This window comes from Herbaspirillum huttiense, from assembly GCF_047300815.1.
GTDB classification, from domain to species: domain Bacteria; phylum Pseudomonadota; class Gammaproteobacteria; order Burkholderiales; family Burkholderiaceae_D; genus Herbaspirillum; species Herbaspirillum huttiense_A.
Genome location: NZ_CP178608.1, coordinates 599,431 through 619,279 on the forward strand (window position 1 = coordinate 599,431; position 19,849 = coordinate 619,279).

Consider the following 19,849-nt stretch of genomic DNA (forward strand, 5'->3'; position numbering starts at 1 on the left):
GGCGTGGAGGTGGGCAGGAAGGCAGGCCGGTCAGGAGTGCAGCGCGAGTATAGCCGTTGCCCTGGCGGTGCGCGCATGGCGGCTTGACGTTTTCTGCACCATGCCTCGCAAGCACACGGTTGGCGCGGCTTGCGGGCGGGTGGGGTCAGCGCATCACTTCATACAGTTCCAGCGGGAGCCCATCCGGGTCAGCGAAGAAAGTAAAGCGCCGCCCCGTATATTCGTCGACGCGGATCTCTTCCACTGCCACCCCCTTGGCCTCCAGCTCAGCCTTGCTGGCGGCCACATCGGCCACGGCAAAGCAGAGATGGCGCAGGCCGCAGGCCTCGGGGCGCGAAGGACGGGGCGGCGGTGCAGGGAAGGAAAACAGCTCGATCTGGCTGCCATCGGGCAGGCCCAGGTCCAGCTTCCAGGAGTCGCGCGCCTGGCGGTAATGCTCGGCAATCACGCGCAGACCCAGCAGGTCCACGTAGAAGGCCTTGGAGACGGCATAGTCGGAACAGATGACGGCCACATGATGAATGCCTTGCAGTTGCATGGAATGCTTTCAGGTAAAGGGTTCAGCCGGGACGGCCCTTGGCACCCGGACCGTGCTGCGCCAGCCCGGCACAGACCGCGCGCACCTTGTCGCGCAGCCAGCGGTGCGCCGGGTCCAGCTCCACGCGCGGATGCCACATCAGCGAGACGATGATGGGATCGGTCGCGACCGGCAATTCGAACAGATGGATGCCGGACGCGCTGCCATCCTTGCGCGGCGCGCCGGCCGTGGTCAGGAAGGAGCGGGGCACCCTGGCCACCAGGTCGGAGGTGCGCACCACCGCCAGCGCACCGGGAAAGCTCGGCACCACCGCCACCACCTTGCGCACCAGGCCGCGCTCGGCCAGCGCGGCATCGAGCGGACTGGCGCGGTCGCCGCGCGGCGAAGCGCTCACGTGCTCGTAGGCACAATAGCGTTCGGCACTCACGCGCCGCAGGGTCGCCAGGGGATGGCCGATCCGGACTGCGCCCACGAAACGGTCACGGAACAGGGTCTGCAGGCGCACCTCCGGCCCCATCTCGCTGGCCACGCCGATCTCGAGATCGGCACTGCCTTCGCGCAGGGGCAGGGGACTGCGCTCCACCTTGGGCGCGAAGCGCAAGCGCACCAGCGGCGCCTCGCGGGTGACGGCACTGATGAGCGCGGCGCCACAGGCTTCGATGAAGCCCTCGTTGGCACGGATGGTGAAGTCGCGCTCCAGCCGCGCCACATCCAGTTCCGGTACCGAAGGCCGCAAGACGGAGCGCGCTTCATGCACCACATTGCGCACGCGCTCCTGCAGGGCTTCGGCGCAGGGGGTGAGCACCATCTGCCGTCCGGCCCGCACCAGCAACGGGTCGCCGGTAGCCTGGCGCAGGCGCGTCAGGGTGCGGCTCATGGCCGAGGCGCTCAGGCCCAGGCGGCGCGCAGCCCCGGCCACGCTGGCTTCGGCGATGAGGGCATCCAGGGCGATGAGGAGGTTGAGGTCGGTATCGGGCATGGCGGCATCCTAGCATGCGACCGATGACATGGCGTTCCGTGCAATGATCCAATGCAAGCCATGCGTCTTCCGCCTTGTCTCATGGCTGGCTATAGTGAAGACCTGATTCGATCTTTCCAGGCGATCCCCATGTCACTCTTTACCGACCTGCCCGGCGACGAAGGCCTGCCGGGCGTGCAGCGCCGCCGCGCCATGCTGGCTGTCATGATGGCCACCACCATGGCCGTCTTCGACGGCACCATCATCAACGTCGCCCTGCCGCAGATCAGCCTGGCCCTGCAGACCTCGGCCGCGGCTTCCGTGTGGGTGGCCAATGCCTACCTGCTGGCCACCGCAATGACGCTGGCCGCGTTTGCGGCCCTGTCCTCACGGCTGGGCTTTCGCACCCAGTTCACGGCCGGGCTGGCGGTCTTCACGCTGGCTTCGCTAGGGTGCGCCCTGTCGCGCTCGGTGGACCTGCTCATTGCCATGCGCGTGTTGCAAGGGCTGGGGGGCGCGGCCATGTTGAGCATTGCGCCGGCCATCCATCGCACCGTCTTTCCCAATCGCCTGCTGGGCCGCATCCTTGGCCTGAATGCCGTGCTGGTGGCCGCCAGTACTGCCGTCGGACCGGTACTGGGCGGCACCTTGCTGGCCGCGCTGGGCTGGGAGTGGATCTTCCTCATCAACGTGCCGCTGGGCATCGTGGCCGTGCTGCTGTCGTGGAGCGCCATTCCAGAAACGCGCAAGCCGGCGCAAGCCCCCTTCGATGTCGCCGGTGCGCTGTTGTCGGCGCTGGCCATGGGCGCCATCATCATGGCCGCTGATACCTGTGCCCGCTTTGCCGAACCGGGCCAGGGCACCCATGCCATGCTGGAGGCGGCAGCCTACGCGCTGGTGGCGCTGCTGGCCGGTGCCGCCTTCGTGCGCGGACAGCGCCGGGCGCCGGAGCCGCTGTTGCCGCTGGACATCTTCGCCAATGCGCGCTTCTCGCTGGCCGCACTGACCTCGCTGGCGTCCTTCGTGGGGCAGGGCATCGCCTTCGTGGCCTTGCCCTTCCTGTTCCAGAACGGCTATGGCTATACCGCGTTTGAATCGGCGGCGCTGTTCACGCCCTGGCCGTTGGGCATCGTCCTGGTGGCGCCGCATGCGGGCAAACTGGCGGACCGCCATTCACCGGCCTTGCTGTCGAGCCTGGGCCTGGCGCTCTTCACGGTCGGCCTGGCGTTGCTGGCGCTGCTGCCGGATCACGCCCAGGCCTGGGACATCGGCTGGCGTGCGCTGGTATGCGGCATGGGTTTCGGTTTCTTCCAAAGCCCCAACAATCGCGAGATGCTCTCCAACGTTGCCCGCGAACGCAGCGGCAATGCCTCCGGCGTGCTGGCCATCATGCGCACCTTCGGCCAGTGCCTGGGCGCCGCCTTGCTGGGCACGGTCCTGGCGATTTACACCGCCGGTGCGGTCGCGCAAGGGGAAGTGCGCATGAGCGCGGCCCAGGATGGCGAGGCGATTCGTCTCGCACTGTGGATCGCGGTATTGGCCACGGCGCTGGCGACGGCGGTCAGCGCCAGCCGCCTGCGGCGCAAGGCGCAATCGCCCGCCTGATCTACCCGGGCGGGCCATGGCGCAGAAAACGTCAACGCGCGCCAAACTCATCATTGACTGAAATGTACCCAAATTGGTAACTTTTTAGTGAGCCGTTAAATCCTCGCTGATTCTCGCTTTGTCCCGGCTGGTGGGAGCATAGACTGCTTCTGCTTGCCGGCGTACTGACTGCATCAGGGCGAAAACAATCACAACAGCGTCCAGTTTCACCCTCCTCGCCCCAATCAAGCGTTCAGGTCCCGCAGTCCTTCCCGGGCAAGCTCCGTCAAACTCTCTCCGGCCTCATCTTCCATCGGCCGGGGGATACCGCAAAAGGGGGCAATACCATGGGCAAATTGAAAGTCGTGACCAGGCTGGCGTTGGGCTTCGGCCTGATTCTCGTGTTTCTGCTGGGCATTTCCGTGCTGGGCATGGTGGGCATGTCGCGCATCAATGATGCGCTCACCGACATCACCGCCGTCAACAATGCCGAAACCAGACTGGTCACCGTCTTGCGCAATGCCTTGAGCCAGCGCGCCCTCGCCATTCGCAACATTGCTTTGCTGGAAGATCAGGAAAGCATGCGCGTGGAGGCGCAGACCCTTGCCCGCCAGGAGAAGATCTACGCCGATGCCCTGCTCGCCCTGGACAAGATGTTCAGTACCGAAGCCGCCACCACCGGGCGCGAGAAGCAGCTGCTGGCCCAGATCAAGGCCGATGAAGCGGCCACCGTGCCGCTGATGGCCAAGGCGCTGCAGCTGGGTCTGGACAACAAGCCGCTCGACGCCGTGAAGGTGTTGCTCACCGAAGTTCGCCCCAGGCAGCAGGCCTGGATCAAATCGCTGACCGAGCTGGGCGACTTTGAAGACCAGCTCAATGAGGAAGCTGCCGCCGATGCACGCACGACCTACACCTGGCTGCGCATGGTGATGCTCAGCGCCGTCGCGCTGGCCCTGCTGGTGGGCGTGGCCGCCTCGGCCATGATTGCGCGCAGCATCCTGCGCCAGCTCGGTGCCGAACCGTCGGAAGCGCAAGCCATCGCGCGCGAGATCGCGGCCGGCGATCTCACCGCCACCGTGCGCCTGCGGGAAGGCGACGGCTCCAGCCTGATGGCTTCCATCGAGCAGATGCGTTACCAGTTGAACGTGATCGCGCACGGCATCAAGTCGGCGGCCGAGACCATTTCGGTGGCCAGTGGCCAGATCGCGCAGGGCAATTTCGACCTCTCGCAACGCACCGAAGAACAAGCCGCCTCGCTGGAAGAAACCGCCGCCAGCATGGAAGAACTGACTACTACCGTGCGCCAGAACACCACGCACGCCGCCGAGGCGCTGCGCCTGTCGGGTGGTGCGGCCGAGACGGCCGCCAGTGGCAGCGAGGCCTTTGATCGCGTCGTCTCGACCATGGACAAGATCTCGGCCAGCTCGGGCAAGATGGCCGACATCATCGGCGTGATTGAAGGCATCGCCTTCCAGACCAACATCCTCGCCCTCAACGCAGCGGTGGAAGCGGCCCGCGCCGGCGAGCAGGGACGCGGCTTTGCGGTGGTGGCCTCGGAAGTGCGCTCGCTGGCGCAGCGCAGTGCGGTGGCCTCCAAGGAAATCAAGGACCTGATCGGGGAATCGATGGCGCATGTGGGCGCGGGCTCGCAACTGGTGGCCAGCGCCGGCCAGCAGATGAGCGGCATCGTGGCCTCGGTGCAGCGCTTCGGCGAGATCATGAACGAGATCGCCACCGCCACCCAGGAACAGGGCAGCGGCATCGAACAGATCAACACCGCCATTGTCCAGATGGATCAGGTGACCCAGCAGAATGCGGCGCTGGTGGAAGAAGCCAGTGCGGCAGCGCAGTCGCTGTCGCAGCAGGCCATGGGCTTGCTGAAGGTGGTGTCGATCTTCAAGATCCGCCAGGATGCCTCGACCATGCCCGGCAGCGGCCATGCAGCACATGCTGCACCGGGCTTGCAGGGTGCGCCGCTGGCGGCCCTGCACTGAGACTGACTTCGCAATACGACGGCAGGCCGGCGCTTGCCGGCCCTGCAGGCATCAGCCCTGGCCGCCGTCTTCCTCGTCTTCGTCCTTGGGAACAAAGACCATGCCGGTCTTGGCGTTGTAATCCATGAGACCGGCATAACGGCCCCAGGCGATCATGGTCTCGAACGTCTTTTCGGGATTGTCGTAGGGCAGGGCGCTGCCGATGTCCTTCAATACGCGTTCAGCCTCGATTTCTTCGGCCTCGCCCAGCACCGCCAGGATGATGTGGAAGATACGCAGCTTGTAGACCTGCTCGGCGAAGATGGCGCGCTGGCCCTGGCGGTCGGCGGCCACGAAGCGGCGGCCCAGGTCGGTCAGGTAGACCTCCTGCTTGGGCGTATCCACCAGTTCCAGGATCTCGGCGGCTTTCACGGTGGCGATGGTCTCGCCGAATTCCTTGCCGATCTCGTCCGAGATGTCGTAGATGTTGTTCAGTTCCGGCTCGTCGTGCAGCAGGCTCATCAGGCCCAGGATCTGGCCGACCGGGATCAGCGGGATGGATTCCATGCGCTTGCGTCCGCGCGAGATCGGCTCGCCCGGCACGTGCGTTTCCGGCGGCAGGTCGGGCAGGGAGAGCGTGGTGATGGCTTCGTGGATGATGTTGACCAGGCGCTGGAATTCCGGGCTCTTGGAGTCGCGCGGATAGGGCAGCGGGTTCTCCAGCACCAGGCCCAGGCGGCCCGGACGCGGGAACACCACCACGATGCGGGTGGCCATTTCCACTGCTTCCTCGATGTTGTGGGTGACCATGAAGATGGAGGTCAGGCCGCTGTCCGGCGCACGCCACAGGCTGATCAGTTCCTGGCGCAGGTTTTCTGCAGTCAGTACGTCCAGCGCGCTGAAGGCTTCGTCCAGGCACAAGAGCTTGGGCTTGGACACCAGCGCACGCGCAATGCCCACCCGCTGGCGCATGCCGCCCGAGAGTTCGCGCGGATAGGCGCTGTGGTAGTTGCCCAGGCCGATCAGTTCGATGGCGCGGTCGACGGCCGCATCACGTTCCTCGCGGGTCGGGTTGTGCGACATCAGGCCCACGGCCACGTTCTGTTCCACCGTCAGCCACGGGTAGAGCGCAAAGGTCTGGAACACCACCGAGGCATCCCGGTTGACACCATTGAGCTGCTTGCCGGCGGCCATGGTGTGGCCCGAGCTGGGTTCGACCAGGCCGGTCAGGCAGCGCAGGATGGTGGACTTGCCCGAGCCGGACTGGCCCAGCAGGGCCAGCAGTTCGCCCTCGTGGACGGCCAGGTCGATGTTGTCCAGCACCTTGAGCTCGTGGCCGCCGGCGGTGTTGTAGGATTTGCTGACGGCGCACAGTTCAGCGACGGCGGGGCGTTGTTGCGGAGAAGTCATGGTCATGGCGTGGCTCAAGGTCAATCGAGGCGGAAACGGCGTTCGGCGAAGGCATACAGGCGACGCCAGACAAACTTGTTCATCAACACGACGAACATCGACATCACGCCGATGCTGGCGATGATGAGAGGCGTATCACCGGACTTGGTGACCGCCGAAATATAAGCTCCCAGGCCATCGGCCTTGAGCGAGACATCGCCCCAGCTGGCCAGCTCGGCCACGATGGAGGCATTCCATGCGCCACCGGCAGCGGTACAGGCACCGGTCACCCAGAACGGGAAGATGGCCGGCAGGATCAGGGTCTTCCACAAGTTCCAGCGCGACAGGCCATACATGCGGGCCGCTTCCTTCAGGTCATTGGGAATGGCCATGGCGCCGGCGATCACGTTGAAGAGGATGTACCACTGCGTGCCCATGGCGATCAACAGGATGCTGCCCCAGTTCATGCTCACGTTGGCGGCCACGAACCAGCCCACCACCAGCGGGAAGGTCATGTTGACCGGGAAGGATGCCCCGATCTGCGCCAGCGGCTGGGCGAAGCGGGCGATGTGCGGCTTGGAGCCGATCCACACGCCTACCGGGGTCCAGATCAGGGTGGCAATGACCGTCATGGCCAGCACCCGCAGCATGGTCAGGAAACCCAGCCAGACGATATGGCCGAAGAGGCTCCAGCTCATCGCCCCGTGCAAGGCGTCGATGGCCGCCACCAGCCCGCGCAGGGCTTCGAAGATCAGCAGGCCGCAGATCGCGCCGGTGATGACGCGCTTGGTCCAGCGTTCGCGGGTGATGCGGGCCGGCGTGGGGGCGGCGGAGGTGGCCGGACGACGGCGCGCCAGCCAGTCGCCCAGCGGCAGCCACAATTTTTCATCAAGCCAGGTAAAGACGTAGGAGCCGCGCAGCAGGTCATAGACCCAGGAGGTCGGCGGCGAGGTCGATTCGGTCAGTTCGATCTTGAACTTGTCGGCCCAGGCCAGCAGCGGCCGCCAGACCAATTGGTCGCTCACCAGGATCAGCGCCAGCATGGCAATGACCGCCCACAGTGCGGCCGTATGATCGCCCTGGTCGATGGCCTGGGCCATGTAGGAGCCGAGGCCGGGCAGCTTCAGGTCCTTGTTCATGACGCTGATGGCTTCGCTTTGCGCCACGAAGAACCAGCCGCCGCCGAAGGACATCATCGAGTTCCAGATCAGGCTGTGGGCCGAGGCCGGCAGCTCGACCGTGCGGAAGCGCTGCCAGGCGGTCAGGCGATAGGTGGTGGCGGCTTCCTGCATGTCGGTCGGGATGGTGACCATGGAGTGATAGAAGCCGAAGGCCATGTTCCACACCTGGCCGGTGAAGATGGCGAAGATGGCCGCGCATTCCACGCCCATCAAGCTGCCCGGGAACAGCGCCATGAAGCCGGCCACGGTGGCCGAGAGGAAACCCAGCACCGGCACCGATTGCAGGATGTCCAGCGCCGGCAGGATCAGGGCGCGCGCGCGGCGGCTCTTGGCGGCCAGGTAGCCGGTGCCGATGGCGAAGAATAACGAAAACGCGAAGGCGATCCACATGCGCAGCAGCGTGCGGCCGGCGTAATAGGGGATCATGGCGGGCGAGCTGTCGACTTCGAGCTGGTCGGACGGATCGAAGTGCACCAGCATGCCTTTGCCGAAGTGCAGGGCGCTCCACAGCAGGCCGAACAGCACCGCCAGCACCAGCGCATCGATCCAGCCGAAGCCAGGCTTGACTTCTTCATAGGCCGTCAGTTGCGGCGAGGTGGTCTTCATTGTCATGGCGGCGAGGCTGGATGGCGGGTTTGGCGGTAGTGGCGGTGTTGGCGGTGGTAGCTGGGCAAGGCGTTCAGGGGTGCCGGGATCGCTCGTGTGCGATCAATCTGATCGGTCAACGGTTTGATTGCGTGCAACAGGCGGCCCCCGAGACCGGCGGCGCAACTGTAGCAAGGTATTCTGACAGTTTCTTGACCAGGCCCTGTCGCAGCGGAGTGGAGGCTTAACGCATGGAGGTTGATTTCGGCTGACCCGGCAACATGCGATCCGCAACGTATCGTGGAATCTGCAATAAAAAAACCGTCCTGTTTTTGCAGGACGGCTTCTTTCATCCGAGAGGAGGAGATCGTTTCAGTGCGGAAGACGCTGCCCTTCCTGCGGCCCCTTCCGTGGAATCATCGTCCACATCGTCAACCCGCTGAGCAACAGCAAGCCCGCCAGGATATACAGCGCAATATCGATATTGCCGGTGCGTGTCTTGACCAGCCCGATCAACCAGGGGCTGACGATGCCGCTGGTGATGCCCACGCTGGAGATGAAGGCGATGCCCGGCGCGATGGTCTGGGCCGGCAGCAGGCCCGGCGGCAGCGACCAGAAGATCGGCAAGGCCGCAAAGATCAGCACCGCCGCGATCGACAGCAAGCCCAGCGACACCGCCAGGCTGGACGGATGCAGGGTCAGCGCCGCCAGCGCCAGCGCGCCGCCGGTGGTGCAGACCAGGAAGTGGCCGTGGCGCTCGTTGCGGCGATCCGAGCGGCGCGCAATGAGGATCAGGCCGATGGCGCCGATGGCGTTGGGGATGACCGTGTAGAGTGAGACCTGCACCACATCCTTGATGCCGAAGTCGCGGATCATCAGCGGCATCCAGAAGTTCAGGGTGAGCGAACCGCAAGTGAGCGCAAAGTAGATGAAGGCGAACAGGTAGGTCGGCCGATGCGACAGCGCCTGCTTGAGCGCCGCCAGCGAGTGGGCGCTCACGTGATGGGTACGCAGCGCTTCCTGGCTCTGGCGGTTCAGCAGGAAACTGCGCTCCTGGGGCGTCAGCCAGCTGGCCTGCGCCGGCCCGTCGGCCAGCAGGAAGATCACCAGCAAGCCCAGCACCACCGCCGGTGCCCCTTCGATGGCAAACATCCACTGCCAGCCGTAGAGCCCCATGACGCCGCCCATGTCGCGCATGATCCAGCCCGAGACCAGGCCACCCAGCACCCCAGCCACCGCTACCCCGGCAAAGAAGATGGCCATCACCGCCGCGCGGCGCCGCGCCGGGAACCAGTAGCTGAGATAGAGCACGATGCCGGGGAAGAAGCCGGCCTCGAACACGCCCAGCAGGAAGCGCAGTACATAGAAGTGCGTCGCATCGCTCACCGCCATCATCCCCACCGAGGCCAGGCCCCACAGCACCATGATGCGCGAGAAGGTGCGGCGTGCGCCATAGCGTGCCAGCAGCATGTTGCTGGGCACTTCGCAGAGCACGTAGCCGACGTAGAAGACGGCCGCGCCCAGGCCATACATGGCGTCGCTGAAGCCGAGGTCCTGCTTCATCTGCAACTGCGCGAAGCCGATGTTGATGCGGTCCAGGAAAGAGACCACGTAGCAGATGAAAAGGAAGGGAATGATGCGCAGCCAGACCTTGCGATAGATGGCGTCTTCGGCTACCACGCTCAGGTCGGGTGAAGAAGGGGCCGCCAGCGTGCTGGCGCCCTCGGATGGGGTCATCATGAATGTCTCCGTTGGATAGGCGCCTTGGGCAGCGCTCTTGTTGACGTGGATGTGGGTGAAGGGGGCTGGCTCAGGCCGCGTCCGCCAGGGCGGCTGGCGTGATGCCGGCGCGGGCGCGCTGCATGGCCTCGATCAGCAGGTCATGGCCGCCGATGTGATTGCACAGCAGCAGGATCAGGCGCGCATTGACGTCCTGGCTGGCGGCATCATCCAGGCCGCGATGCATGTCGATCAGGGCTTCGTAGAAGTCGTCCGGACGGTCCAGGTTGGGCGCGGTGTTCAGGTTCATGGGGTCTCCTTGATATCGGTCTTTGTGGCGCGAGCGTGTCAGGCTGCGTCCAGCACGGGCGCGGCCAGTGCGTCCTGCCGGTGTCCGGTCGCCCGCTGCAGGGCCTCGTCCAATGCCACGGCGTCGACTTCGCGCCAGGCGGCGCAGACGTGCTGGTCGGGACGGATCAGGTAGCAGGTCTGCGGCTGCGCGTCGTAGCGTTGTGCGGCCAGGCCGTCGATGTCCTGCACCTGGCGTGCGTCCTGCCCCAGTGCCGAAAGCGCGGCGCGATCCTCGGCCGTGGCGTCGGCACGGCTGACGAAGAGCAGGCGCAGCGGTACGCTGCCTTCGCACAATGATTGCAGTGCCTGTCGCTGTGCCTCGGACAGTTCGGCGGGCGCGGCAAACATCATGGCCACGAACTGGTCGCCCTGCTGGGACAGCAGCCAACCCGGACCATTACTGGTCAGCACCGGCGCATCGGTGCAGGGGGCACCCGCCTGCATGGCACCGCTGAAGGGCGCACTGGCGGGAGTGTTCAGGGGCGAGCCATGCAGCGTGGCCGGCAGGGACAGGCGGCCGCTGTTGACCAGCCGGCGCGCAAAGTCATGTTCGCGCGCCAGGGCCAGCACGGCATCGCGGAAGCATTTGCTCACCGCACTCTTGGGGGTGATGAAGTCGGTGGCGCGGGTGGAATTGAGCAGGTTTTCGTCGGCGGCAACTTCGCGCTCGCTGGCGTAGCTGTCCAGCAGGCTGTCCGGGGCCTTGCCCTGCAGGACGTAGGCCAGCTTCCAGGCCAGGTTCTCCGCATCCTGCACGCCACTGTTGGCGCCGCGTGCACCGAAGGGCGAGACGCAATGCGCGGCATCGCCCACGAACAGCACGCGGCCATGGCGGAAGCGGTCCATGCGCACGCAGGAGAAGGTATAGACGCTGACCCACTCCAGCGAAAATTGCACGTCCTTGCCCAGCAGCGCCTGCACGCGCGGGATCACGCGTTCGGGCGTCTTCTCCAGCACCGGGTCGGCATCCCAGCCGAGCTGGAAATCGATGCGCCACACATCGTCTGGCTGGCGATGCAGCAGCACCGACTGGTTGGGATGGAAGGGCGGATCGAACCAGAACCAGCGTTCGGCCGGGAAGGGCGCCTCCATCTTGACGTCGGCGATGAGGAAGCGGTCGCGGAAGGTGTGGCCCACGCTCTCCAGTCCCATCATCTTGCGTAGCGGACTGCGTGAGCCGTCGGCGGCCACCACGTAGCGCGCCTTGAGGGTATAGCTGCCTGCGGGGGTATCGACCGTCAGCGCCTCGTGCTCGCCCAGGTGGCTGATGCCGCTGACCTTGCTCTTCCAGCGCAGTTCGATCTGTGGATACTGGCTGGCCTGCTCCAGCAGGTAGCCTTCCAGGTAGTACTGCTGCAGGTTGATGAAGGCAGGCCGGGCATGGCCGGTTTCGGGCAGCAGGTCGAATTCGAAGATGGCTTCGTCGCGCAGGAAGACCTTGCCGCGATTCCATCCCACGCCCTTGTCTACCATGCGCTGGCCGCAGCCGATGCGGTCAAGGATGTCCAGCGTGCGCTTGGCAAAGCAGATCGCGCGCGAACCGACGGAGAGCATGTCGTCGTCGTCCACCACCACCACGGGGATGCCTTGCCGGGCCAGGTCGATGGCGCTCACCAGGCCGACCGGGCCGGCACCGATGACCACCACCGGATGCACGGGCGCGGCGGCGCTTTGGGTTTGTTCCAGGCAGGGCCGGAAGGCGAAGCGTTGCTGCTGGTAATCGATGGCTGGGGTGTCATTCATGGGTTGTCTCCTCGCTATCCTCTGTCGGGTTGTTGAGATCAGGCTTGCAATGCGGCCCACATTTCCTTGTCGCGCTCGGCGGTCCAGATGCGCGGATGGACGATGCCGGAGGCTTCGTCATAGGCCCGCGTGACGTCGAAGGGCAGGCAATGCTCGTAGATGAAGACCTGGCCGAACTTGGGATCCATCAACTGGCGGGCATGGGCCATGGCTTCCTTCAGGCCCATCCTGGCGGCCACCGCTTCGCGGCCGGCACGCAGCAGGGTGGACACGAAATCCTTGGTATAGGCGATGCCCTGCTCGACCTGCGCGCGTCCGCGCAGCGCTGGTCCGCGGCCAGGCACCAGGGCTTCCGGCTGCAGGGCCGCCAGGGCATCGAGGGTGGCCGGCCAAGGTTCGAGCTGGGCGTCGCCGCAGTAGCAGGCGGCGTCGTATTCGACCAGGTCGCCCGAGAACAGCACCTTCTGGCCGGGCAGCCACACCACCGTATCCCCCTTGGTGTGGCCGGCGCCCAGGTGGGCGATCTTCACTTCGAGCTTGCCCATGAAGAGCGTCATTTCCTTCTCGAACACCAGGGTCGGCCAGGTCAGGCCGGGTACCGTCTCCACCCCGGCGAAGAGGCGCGGGAAACGCTCGATCTCGGACTTCATGTCGGCCTCGCCGCGCTCGACGATCATTTCGTAAGTGCCGCGGCTGGCGATGACCTGCTCGCCGCCTTCCTTGAAATAGGCCGACGCCCCCAGCACGCGCACGGCGTGATAGTGGGTCAGCACCACGTATTTGATGGGCAGGTCGGTGACGCTGCGGATGCGCGCGATCAAATCCTGCGCCATGGCCGGGGTGGCGGTGGTGTCGATGACCATCACGCCGTCGTCGCCGATGATGACGCCGGAATTGGGATCGCCCTCGGCGGTGTACGCGTAGGCGTTTTCCGAGATGCGTTCAAAGGTGATCTTCTTGGCGTCGAGATCCGCCTGGGATGCAAAAGCCTTGGCCATGTCTGCCTCGTTCAATAACAGGTGGGTGGGGACGCGGCTGGACATGGCTTGCGCCATCGGGGGAGGTCTCCGTCCAACCCGTCATGGATCAATGCGGGTCAAATCTTGTTGTTGATACCTGCTTTGAGCAGGTTGATGGCATCTTAGTGAGCGTCTTTTGATTAGTCAATGGCAAATGTGCTTGTCAGAGATTAATTGACGTTTTCTGCACCAAGGCCTTTTCTTGCTGCGCTGCAAGCCAGTTCGATTAGAATCCGGGTGTGACGCCGCATGCAGCATGCGGCACTGCTGCTGTGCATTGGCAGCAACGCAAATCGTCAATCTTGGAATTCCCGGATGAGTGCATCTCCCGCAAAAACACAACGTGGCATCCAGAGCGTGGAAGTGGCCGGCCGCCTGTTGCAGGCGCTGGCCCTGGCGCGCCAGCCCTTGCCGCTGGTGGCGCTGGCGGCCGCAGCCGAATTGTCCTCGGCGCAAGCCCACACCTACCTGGTGAGCCTGCTGCGGCTGGGCCTGATCAAGCGCACTCCCGGCGATGGCCACTACGAGCCTGGTCCGCTGGCCTTGCGCCTGGGCATGGCGCGCCTGGCGCAGGAACCCGCATACCGCCTGGCCCTGCCGCAGGTGCAGCAACTGAGCCAGGACACGGGCCTCAGCGTGGCGATCACCTTGCCCACATCGGCCGGACCGACCATCGTGCACTACGCCCATGCCGGAAAGCCCCTGCATGTGAACTTGCATGTAGGCACCGTGATGGCCTTGTCGGACACCGCCACCGGGCGCACCTATTGCGCCTATGCCCCATTAGCCGGCTGGCAGGATTTGTGGGAAGTGCAGCATCCGGGCGTCGCCAAGAGCCAGCTCAGGCATTTCCATGAAGAACTCGATGCCATCCGCAAGCGCGGCATGGAGCGCGCGGTCGACCTGCCCAGCCCGGGTGTGACCAGCCTGTGCATGCCCCTGCTCGATGCGCAAGAGCAACTGCTGTTGCTGGTCACCGTGATCGGCAGCAGCGGCGTGATCGATGCCGGCTGGCGCGGCACGGTTGCGCGCCAGTTGCGTGGCTGCATCGAGGCCATCGCAGCCACCCTGCCCGAGACCGAAGAGGACGCCGCATGAAGACCGCTCCCCCCTTGCCCCTGCCGGAAGACGCCGACCAGGACGGCACGCGCAACCAGCGCGGTATCCAGTCATTGGACAGCACCGGTGCACTGCTGGACGCCTTGCTGGCGGCGGGCCGGCCGCTGCCCCTGGGCGACCTGGCGCGGCTGGCCGGCATGCCGGCGGCCAAGGCCTTCCCGCATCTGGTGAGCCTGCAGAAGATCGGTGTGCTGGCGCGTGATGCGCAGGGCAATTTCTTCCCCGGTGCACTCAGTCTCGACCTGGGCCTGGCGGCCTTGCAACGGCTCTCGCCGCTGCGCGAGGCCGAGGCCGAGGTGGCGACCCTGGCGCAGGAGACCGGCCTGTCGGTAGCGCTGGCCGTGGTCGGTCCGCTGGGGCCCACCGTGGTGCGGCTGGAGGAATCCTCCCGGCCGCAGCACGTGAGCCTGCGCATCGGCACCGTGCTATCGATGGTGCATACCGCCATCGGCCGGGTCTGCGCGGCGCATTTGCCGCCGGACATGCTGGCCGGGGCCCTGGCCATGGATGCGATCCGCATGGAAGGCGCCCAGCCTGACAGCGTTGCCCATGCCGATGGCAGCTTGCGTCACGACTATGCTGAACGGCTGCGCAAGATCCGCGAGCAGGCGATGGACCAGGCGCTGGGCCGGCCGGTACCGGGCATCCATACCCTGGCCGCACCGGTGTTCAATCACGCGGGGCAATTGGCGCTGGTCATGGCCATCATGGGCAGCAGCGGCAGTTTCGATACCGCCCTTGACGGTGAGGCGGCGCTGCTGCTGCGGGCAGCGGCGCAGTCGGTATCGTGGCGGCTGGGCGCAGTCGAGCCGGCCACGCTGGCCGCGCGCGAATGATCGCCGAACTCGTTTATATCGTTTATATCGTTTATATCGTTTATAGGATATTCAGCTGGCCGTGCTGCGGCTCTCCAGGATGGCCTGGACCCGTTGCATGAGCGCATCCATCTTGAACGGCTTGGTCAGCAACTGCATGCCCGTGGGGAGGTGGCCATTGCCGAAGGCGGCGTTTTCCGCATAGCCGGTGATGAAGAGCACCTGCAGTTCCGGCCGCGCAGCGCACGCGGCGTCGGCCACCTGGCGGCCATTGAGCCCGCCCGGCAATCCCACGTCGGTGATGAGCAGATCGATGCGCGCAGCCGAGTGCAGGATGCGCAGCGCAGCCGGTCCATCCTCGGCCTGCAGGGCCGTATAGCCGGCCTCGGTGAGGACTTCGGCCACCAGCAGGCGAATCGGCGCTTCATCATCCACCACCAGCACCACTTCGCCACTGCCGGCGGCTGCTGGCGCACTGGCAGGTTCAATTTCCTCGGCTTGTGCCTCCTTCAGGTGGCGCGGCAGGTAGAGCGACACCGTGCTGCCCTGGCCGACTTCCGAATAGAGCCGCACCTGTCCGCCTGACTGGCGCGCAAAGCCATAGACCATGGACAGGCCCAGCCCGGTGCCTTCACCGATGGGCTTGGTGGTAAAGAACGGATCGAAGGCCCGTGCCAGGACATCGGGCGCCATGCCGGTCCCGTTGTCGGTGACAGCGATGCAGACATACTGCCCGGCCGGGAGATCGCGTTCCTGCGCCCATTTGTCGTCCAGCCATTTGTTGGCGGTTTCAATGGTCAGGCGGCCGCCATCGGGCATGGCGTCGCGGGCATTGATGCACAGGTTCAGCAGGGCGCTTTCCAGTTGCGGGCCATCGACGAAGGTCGGCCACAGCGCCACGGCGGTCACCACTTCCAGGGTGATGGCCGGGCCGATGGTGCGGCGGATCAGTTCTTCCATGCCGCCGATGAGGGCGTTGACGCTGGTCGGGCTCGGTGCCAGCGTCTGCCGGCGCGCGAAGGCCAGCAGCCGCTGCGTGAGGGAGGCCGCACGTTGCGCGCTGCGCGCGGCCAGGTCGATGTAGCGGAACAGTTCATCGCCACGCCCTTGCACCAGCCTTACCCGCATCAGGTCCAGGCTGCCGGTGATGCCGCCCAGGAGGTTGTTGAAGTCATGCGCCAGGCCGCCGGTGAGCTGGCCGATGGCCTCGATCTTCTGTGAATGGCGCAGCGCTTCTTCGGTGGCCATCAGTTCTTTGGTGCGTGCGCTGACCTCGGCTTCCAGCGACTCGTTGATCTCGCGCAGCCGCGCCTCGCTGGCGGCCAGCGCCTGCTGGTTGCGGATGCGTTCAAAGGCCGCCCGTGTCTGCTCGCTCACGTCACGCACGATGGCCAGTTCATTGTCGGTCCAGGTGCGGGGCACGTTGCTGCTCACATGCACCACGCCGACCAGCTCGCCGCCTTCAATGATCGGTACATCCATGTAGGAGGCCGCACCGTGCGCCAGATGCGCCTGCCGCACGCCGGCGGCGCGGGCGTCATCAGCGACATTGCCGACCAGTACCACGCTGCCGCTGCGCAGCGTCTGCGACAGGCGCCGCTCATCGTGCAGGGCCAGTGCGGTGGCATCGTTCCCGTCGGGGTGGAAACTCCATTGGCCCAGTTCCAGTACCTGCTGCTGCGGCCCGAGCGTCTTGTAGCTGACCCAGCGCGCGGTGAGGGCATCGCCGATCACATGGGCGGCTGCGCTGGCTACCTCGGTGAGCGAGCCGGCCGCGCGGATCGCTTCGGCCAGGCGGAACAGGGCGTGCTGGCGCGCCTCGCTGTTCTTGCGCTCGGTGACGTCGCGGGTGGTGCCGGCCACGGTCTCGACTTCGCCATCGGGGCCGAGCACGGGGAAGATGATGTAGTCATAGATGCGCCGGCCGAAGGTACCGTTGAAGGGCACATCGCCGCGCACCGGGCGCTTGGTGGCACGCACCTGTTCGATCTCGCGGCTGTGCATTTCGGCATGCCAGGGCTCATAGCCCAGCTCCAGGCAGGTCTTGCCGATGGCTTCGTCCCAGGTCTTGCCCCACATCTGCAGCAGTACGCGGTTGGCGTAGGTGAAACGGTGATCCAGGTCCCAGGCATAGGCCAGGTCAGGCGTGGTGGAGAGGAAGGTTTCGTAGAAACGCCGTCGTTGTTCGTGCAACGTGCGCTCGGAGGGAAGCTCCGGAATCGGCGCGGCGGCAGGCAAGCGCTCGCGCAGGTTGGCCGAGACGCCCTGTGCTTGCGGGCTGCAGATCACGTCAAAGGAATTGGCCAGGCCGGGTGGTGAATAAACGCACTGTCGGCATTGGCCGTCGGCCAGGGCCGCGCGCAGTTGCAACTCAAGTACGCTGCCGACCATCGCCGGAAAAGACTCCCACAGCGATGCGCCCAGGAGCGCATGCGCGCCCTCCTGGCGCTGGCCCAGCAAGCTTGCTGCGGCATCATCCAGGTAGACCAGTTGCCAGCGGGCATCGACTGCGAAACAGGCGGCCACAGGGATAGCGGGAACGGCTGATCCGGCAGCGAGCGGCAAGGGATCAGCACGAGGGGGAAACTCGGGCATGGCGGACCTTGATTTCTGATTACGCCTGATTGTAGATGAGCCTTCGTGAGGATGCTGTAGGACAAGTGCGCTATTTGCGGATGGCGCGCCAAGATATTGCCCAAGCTCATCCTTTCCTGCGCGATGCAGGTGGCCAGGCTGAACGCGCCGTTCCGGCAGCTCGCCGTGGACTACCCCATCGCCCGGAAAGCGGGAATACATCAGGCTTTTCCTGAGTTTGGGAAAGGGCGTACGCCCCTATAATCTATGCCCGGACCACAAACAGTTGCATAGGCTGATGCCGGCCCCTCATGGCTCCCTGGCTGCGGCGTAAAAGTAGAAAAGGCACAGAGCACAGGATGTCTGCTTCTTCATTGATGAGCATGGTGCGCCGTTACTGGCGCGTGGACTACGATCAGCCCGAGCTGCTCATCGCGCAGTACCGCGCGTTCTCCGGCAAGATGCCGATGATGTACCTGATCCTGCTGATCAACAGCTGGGCATTGGCGCAGACCTATTACCCGCTGGCACCGTATTGGCTGAGCCTGTATTTCCCCGCGATGCTGACGGTACTGTGCGTGACGCGCCTGACGTTCTGGTGGCGCGGCCGCCTGGTCGATCCCACGCCCGGCATGGCCGCCAGGGCGCTCAAGCGCACCAGTTTCCTGGCAGCACCCATTGCGCTCAGTTTCTCGCTGTGGTCGGTGATGCTGTTTCCCTACGGCGACAGTTATGCCCAGGCCCATGTCGCCTTCTACATGGGCATCACCGTCATCTGCTGCATCTTCTGCCTGATGTACCTGCGCTCGGCGGCGCTGTCGGTGGCGTTGATCGTCAATGGCATTTTCACGGTCTTCTTCCTCTCCACCCACATTCCCACCTTCGTGGCCGCGGCCCTGAACGTGGTGCTGGTGACCATCGGCATGCTGGCCATCGTCAACAGCCATTACAACGATTTCGTCCGGCTCATCGATGCCCAGGTCAAGACCACGCTGCTGGGCAACGAGAACCTGCGGCTGGCCAATCTCGATTCGCTCACGCAGATTCCGAACCGGCGCAAATTCTTTGCCCAGCTCAACGAAATCTGTACCCGGGCCACCGCGCGCGGCCAGCGCTTTGCGGTCGCCATCCTCGACCTCGACGGCTTCAAGGCCGTCAATGACCTGTATGGCCACACCCATGGCGACCAGCTGCTGGTGGAAGTGGGCCAGCGCCTTACCGCCGTTTGCCTGGACGATCATTTCCACCTGGCGCGCCTGGGCGGCGACGAGTTTTCCATCATCATCGATGCCAACCTCAGTGACGAGGCCCTGCAGCAATTCGGCGGCCGCATCTGCGATGCCTTGCGCCGGCCCTTCGTGCTCTACAAGGCGACGGTACAGATCGCCGCCTCGGTGGGCGTGGCCACGTTCCCGGACATGGCCGTGGATGCCAGTTCGCTTTATGAACACGCCGACTATGCGCTGTACCAGGGCAAGCGCGAGCGTCGCGGGACCGTGACCCTGTTCTCCGAAAAGGACAAGGCCCAGATCCAGCGCAACGCCAACATCGAACAAGCCTTGCGCCTGGCCGACTTTGATCGTGAACTATCGGTGTTCTTCCAGCCCATCGTGCGCCTGGAGGATTGCCAGCCGATCGCCTTCGAAGCCCTGGCGCGCTGGCACAGCGCGGTCAAGGGCGCGGTGGCGCCCATGGAGTTCATCCCGGCGGCCGAGCGCATGGGCATCATCAACCAGTTGAGCGTGATCCTCTTGAAGAAGGCGCTGCAGGCCGCTGCGGCCTGGCCGCCCGGGATCCGCCTGTCCTTCAACCTCTCGGCCAATGACATCAACACCAGCGAAGGGATGGCGCAGATCGTGCAGGTCATCAGCCAGTCAGGGCTGTGTCCCACGCGGCTGGATCTGGAGATCACCGAAACGGCAGTGCTGCAGGACCTGCAGAAATCCCGCCAGCTGGTGAGCGCCTTGCGCCGGCTGGGCTGCGGCATCACGCTCGATGATTTCGGTACCGGCTATGCCAGCCTGAGTCATCTGCACGCGCTGCCGCTGACGCGCATCAAGATCGACAAGAGCTTCGTAGCCGACATCGAGCACAATGCGGTGAGCCACAAGATCGTCAAGTCCTTGCTGGCCCTCACGCATGACATGCAACTGGCCTGTGTGGTGGAAGGGGTGGAAACGCCCGCGCATCTGCACAGCCTGCGTGAGCTTGGGGCAATGTATGGACAGGGCTACCTGTTCTCGGTGCCGCTGGCGGCGGGGCAGGTGCAGGCATGGCTGGAGGGATAGCCAGCCAATTCGC

14 protein-coding genes are annotated in these 19,849 nt (G+C 65.1%); 5 read left to right on the forward strand and 9 right to left on the reverse strand.

All coding sequences use genetic code 11. From position 1 onward, the window contains the following. Positions 1 to 145 precede the first annotated feature (145 nt). Positions 146 to 538, reverse strand: coding sequence for a VOC family protein (locus ACLRDN_RS02805; RefSeq protein WP_413458881.1), 393 nt, complete (start codon positions 536 to 538; stop codon positions 146 to 148). A gap of 22 nt (positions 539 to 560) precedes the next feature. After that, positions 561 to 1,517, reverse strand: a complete 957-nt coding sequence (locus tag ACLRDN_RS02810; RefSeq protein ID WP_413458882.1) for a LysR family transcriptional regulator — start codon at positions 1,515 to 1,517, stop codon at positions 561 to 563. A 129-nt stretch (positions 1,518 to 1,646) separates the two neighbouring features. On the opposite strand from ACLRDN_RS02810, the gene ACLRDN_RS02815 reads away from it, so the two are divergent. Together ACLRDN_RS02815 and ACLRDN_RS02820 are read left to right on the forward strand one after the other, a co-directional pair. After that, positions 1,647 to 3,101, forward strand: coding sequence for an MFS transporter (locus ACLRDN_RS02815; protein ID WP_413458883.1), 1,455 nt, complete (start codon positions 1,647 to 1,649; stop codon positions 3,099 to 3,101). Positions 3,102 to 3,427: 326 nt separating this feature from the next. Continuing rightward, the gene (locus ACLRDN_RS02820) at positions 3,428 to 5,074 is read left to right on the forward strand and encodes a methyl-accepting chemotaxis protein (RefSeq protein WP_413458884.1); all 1,647 of its coding nucleotides are present in this window, start codon (positions 3,428 to 3,430) and stop codon (positions 5,072 to 5,074) included. A gap of 51 nt (positions 5,075 to 5,125) precedes the next feature. Here ACLRDN_RS02820 and ACLRDN_RS02825 read toward each other — a convergent pair whose 3' ends face one another. The 6 genes from ACLRDN_RS02825 to ACLRDN_RS02850 form a co-directional block, all read right to left on the reverse strand. Next, the gene (locus ACLRDN_RS02825) at positions 5,126 to 6,469 is read right to left on the reverse strand and encodes a nitrate/sulfonate/bicarbonate ABC transporter ATP-binding protein (protein WP_413458885.1); all 1,344 of its coding nucleotides are present in this window, start codon (positions 6,467 to 6,469) and stop codon (positions 5,126 to 5,128) included. A gap of 14 nt (positions 6,470 to 6,483) precedes the next feature. After that, a complete protein-coding gene (locus ACLRDN_RS02830) occupies positions 6,484 to 8,229 on the reverse strand; it encodes an ABC transporter permease (RefSeq protein ID WP_413460333.1) in 1,746 nt (581 codons plus the stop codon). 351 nt (positions 8,230 to 8,580) lie between these two features. Further along, on the reverse strand, positions 8,581 to 9,948 hold the full coding sequence (locus tag ACLRDN_RS02835) for an MFS transporter (RefSeq protein WP_413458886.1): 1,368 nt from the start codon (positions 9,946 to 9,948) through the stop codon (positions 8,581 to 8,583). 70 nt (positions 9,949 to 10,018) lie between these two features. Then, a complete protein-coding gene (locus ACLRDN_RS02840) occupies positions 10,019 to 10,237 on the reverse strand; it encodes a DUF2783 domain-containing protein (RefSeq protein ID WP_413458887.1) in 219 nt (72 codons plus the stop codon). A 38-nt stretch (positions 10,238 to 10,275) separates the two neighbouring features. Then, the gene (locus tag ACLRDN_RS02845; RefSeq protein WP_413458888.1) at positions 10,276 to 12,021 is read right to left on the reverse strand and encodes an FAD-dependent oxidoreductase; all 1,746 of its coding nucleotides are present in this window, start codon (positions 12,019 to 12,021) and stop codon (positions 10,276 to 10,278) included. 38 nt (positions 12,022 to 12,059) lie between these two features. Next, positions 12,060 to 13,019, reverse strand: a complete 960-nt coding sequence (locus ACLRDN_RS02850) for an MBL fold metallo-hydrolase (RefSeq protein WP_413460334.1) — start codon at positions 13,017 to 13,019, stop codon at positions 12,060 to 12,062. Between the two features lie 336 nt (positions 13,020 to 13,355). Between ACLRDN_RS02850 and ACLRDN_RS02855 the strand changes: the two genes are divergently transcribed. Continuing rightward, on the forward strand, positions 13,356 to 14,138 hold the full coding sequence (locus ACLRDN_RS02855) for an IclR family transcriptional regulator (RefSeq protein ID WP_413458889.1): 783 nt from the start codon (positions 13,356 to 13,358) through the stop codon (positions 14,136 to 14,138). Then, positions 14,135 to 14,995, forward strand: coding sequence for an IclR family transcriptional regulator (locus ACLRDN_RS02860; protein WP_413458890.1), 861 nt, complete (start codon positions 14,135 to 14,137; stop codon positions 14,993 to 14,995). The genes ACLRDN_RS02855 and ACLRDN_RS02860 overlap by 4 nt, the downstream gene beginning before the upstream one ends. Before the next feature lie 51 nt (positions 14,996 to 15,046). On the opposite strand, the gene ACLRDN_RS02865 is transcribed toward ACLRDN_RS02860, so the two are convergent. Next, positions 15,047 to 17,569 carry an ATP-binding protein gene (locus tag ACLRDN_RS02865; protein ID WP_413458891.1) on the reverse strand — a complete coding sequence of 841 codons (2,523 nt, stop codon included), beginning with the start codon at positions 17,567 to 17,569 and terminating at the stop codon, positions 15,047 to 15,049. A 338-nt stretch (positions 17,570 to 17,907) separates the two neighbouring features. On the opposite strand from ACLRDN_RS02865, the gene ACLRDN_RS02870 reads away from it, so the two are divergent. Further along, positions 17,908 to 19,836: a putative bifunctional diguanylate cyclase/phosphodiesterase gene (locus ACLRDN_RS02870; RefSeq protein ID WP_413458892.1), complete on the forward strand. Its 1,929-nt coding sequence runs from the start codon at positions 17,908 to 17,910 to the stop codon at positions 19,834 to 19,836. The last annotated feature ends 13 nt before the right edge of the window (positions 19,837 to 19,849 follow it).

Bases quoted from the DNA above. Each gene is read 5' to 3' on its own strand.
- ACLRDN_RS02810 (WP_413458882.1), bottom strand. From the start codon at position 1,517: ATGCCCGATACCGACCTCAACCTCCTCATCGCCCTGGATGCCCTCATC.
- ACLRDN_RS02840 (WP_413458887.1), bottom strand. From the start codon at position 10,237: ATGAACCTGAACACCGCGCCCAACCTGGACCGTCCGGACGACTTCTAC.
- ACLRDN_RS02835 (WP_413458886.1), bottom strand. From the start codon at position 9,948: ATGATGACCCCATCCGAGGGCGCCAGCACGCTGGCGGCCCCTTCTTCA.
- ACLRDN_RS02830 (WP_413460333.1), bottom strand. From the start codon at position 8,229: ATGAAGACCACCTCGCCGCAACTGACGGCCTATGAAGAAGTCAAGCCT.
- ACLRDN_RS02865 (WP_413458891.1), bottom strand. From the start codon at position 17,569: ATGCCCGAGTTTCCCCCTCGTGCTGATCCCTTGCCGCTCGCTGCCGGA.
- ACLRDN_RS02825 (WP_413458885.1), bottom strand. From the start codon at position 6,469: ATGACCATGACTTCTCCGCAACAACGCCCCGCCGTCGCTGAACTGTGC.
- ACLRDN_RS02850 (WP_413460334.1), bottom strand. From the start codon at position 13,019: ATGGCCAAGGCTTTTGCATCCCAGGCGGATCTCGACGCCAAGAAGATC.
- ACLRDN_RS02845 (WP_413458888.1), bottom strand. From the start codon at position 12,021: ATGAATGACACCCCAGCCATCGATTACCAGCAGCAACGCTTCGCCTTC.
- ACLRDN_RS02820 (WP_413458884.1), top strand. From the start codon at position 3,428: ATGGGCAAATTGAAAGTCGTGACCAGGCTGGCGTTGGGCTTCGGCCTG.
- ACLRDN_RS02860 (WP_413458890.1), top strand. From the start codon at position 14,135: ATGAAGACCGCTCCCCCCTTGCCCCTGCCGGAAGACGCCGACCAGGAC.
- ACLRDN_RS02815 (WP_413458883.1), top strand. From the start codon at position 1,647: ATGTCACTCTTTACCGACCTGCCCGGCGACGAAGGCCTGCCGGGCGTG.
- ACLRDN_RS02870 (WP_413458892.1), top strand. From the start codon at position 17,908: ATGTCTGCTTCTTCATTGATGAGCATGGTGCGCCGTTACTGGCGCGTG.
- ACLRDN_RS02805 (WP_413458881.1), bottom strand. From the start codon at position 538: ATGCAACTGCAAGGCATTCATCATGTGGCCGTCATCTGTTCCGACTAT.
- ACLRDN_RS02855 (WP_413458889.1), top strand. From the start codon at position 13,356: ATGAGTGCATCTCCCGCAAAAACACAACGTGGCATCCAGAGCGTGGAA.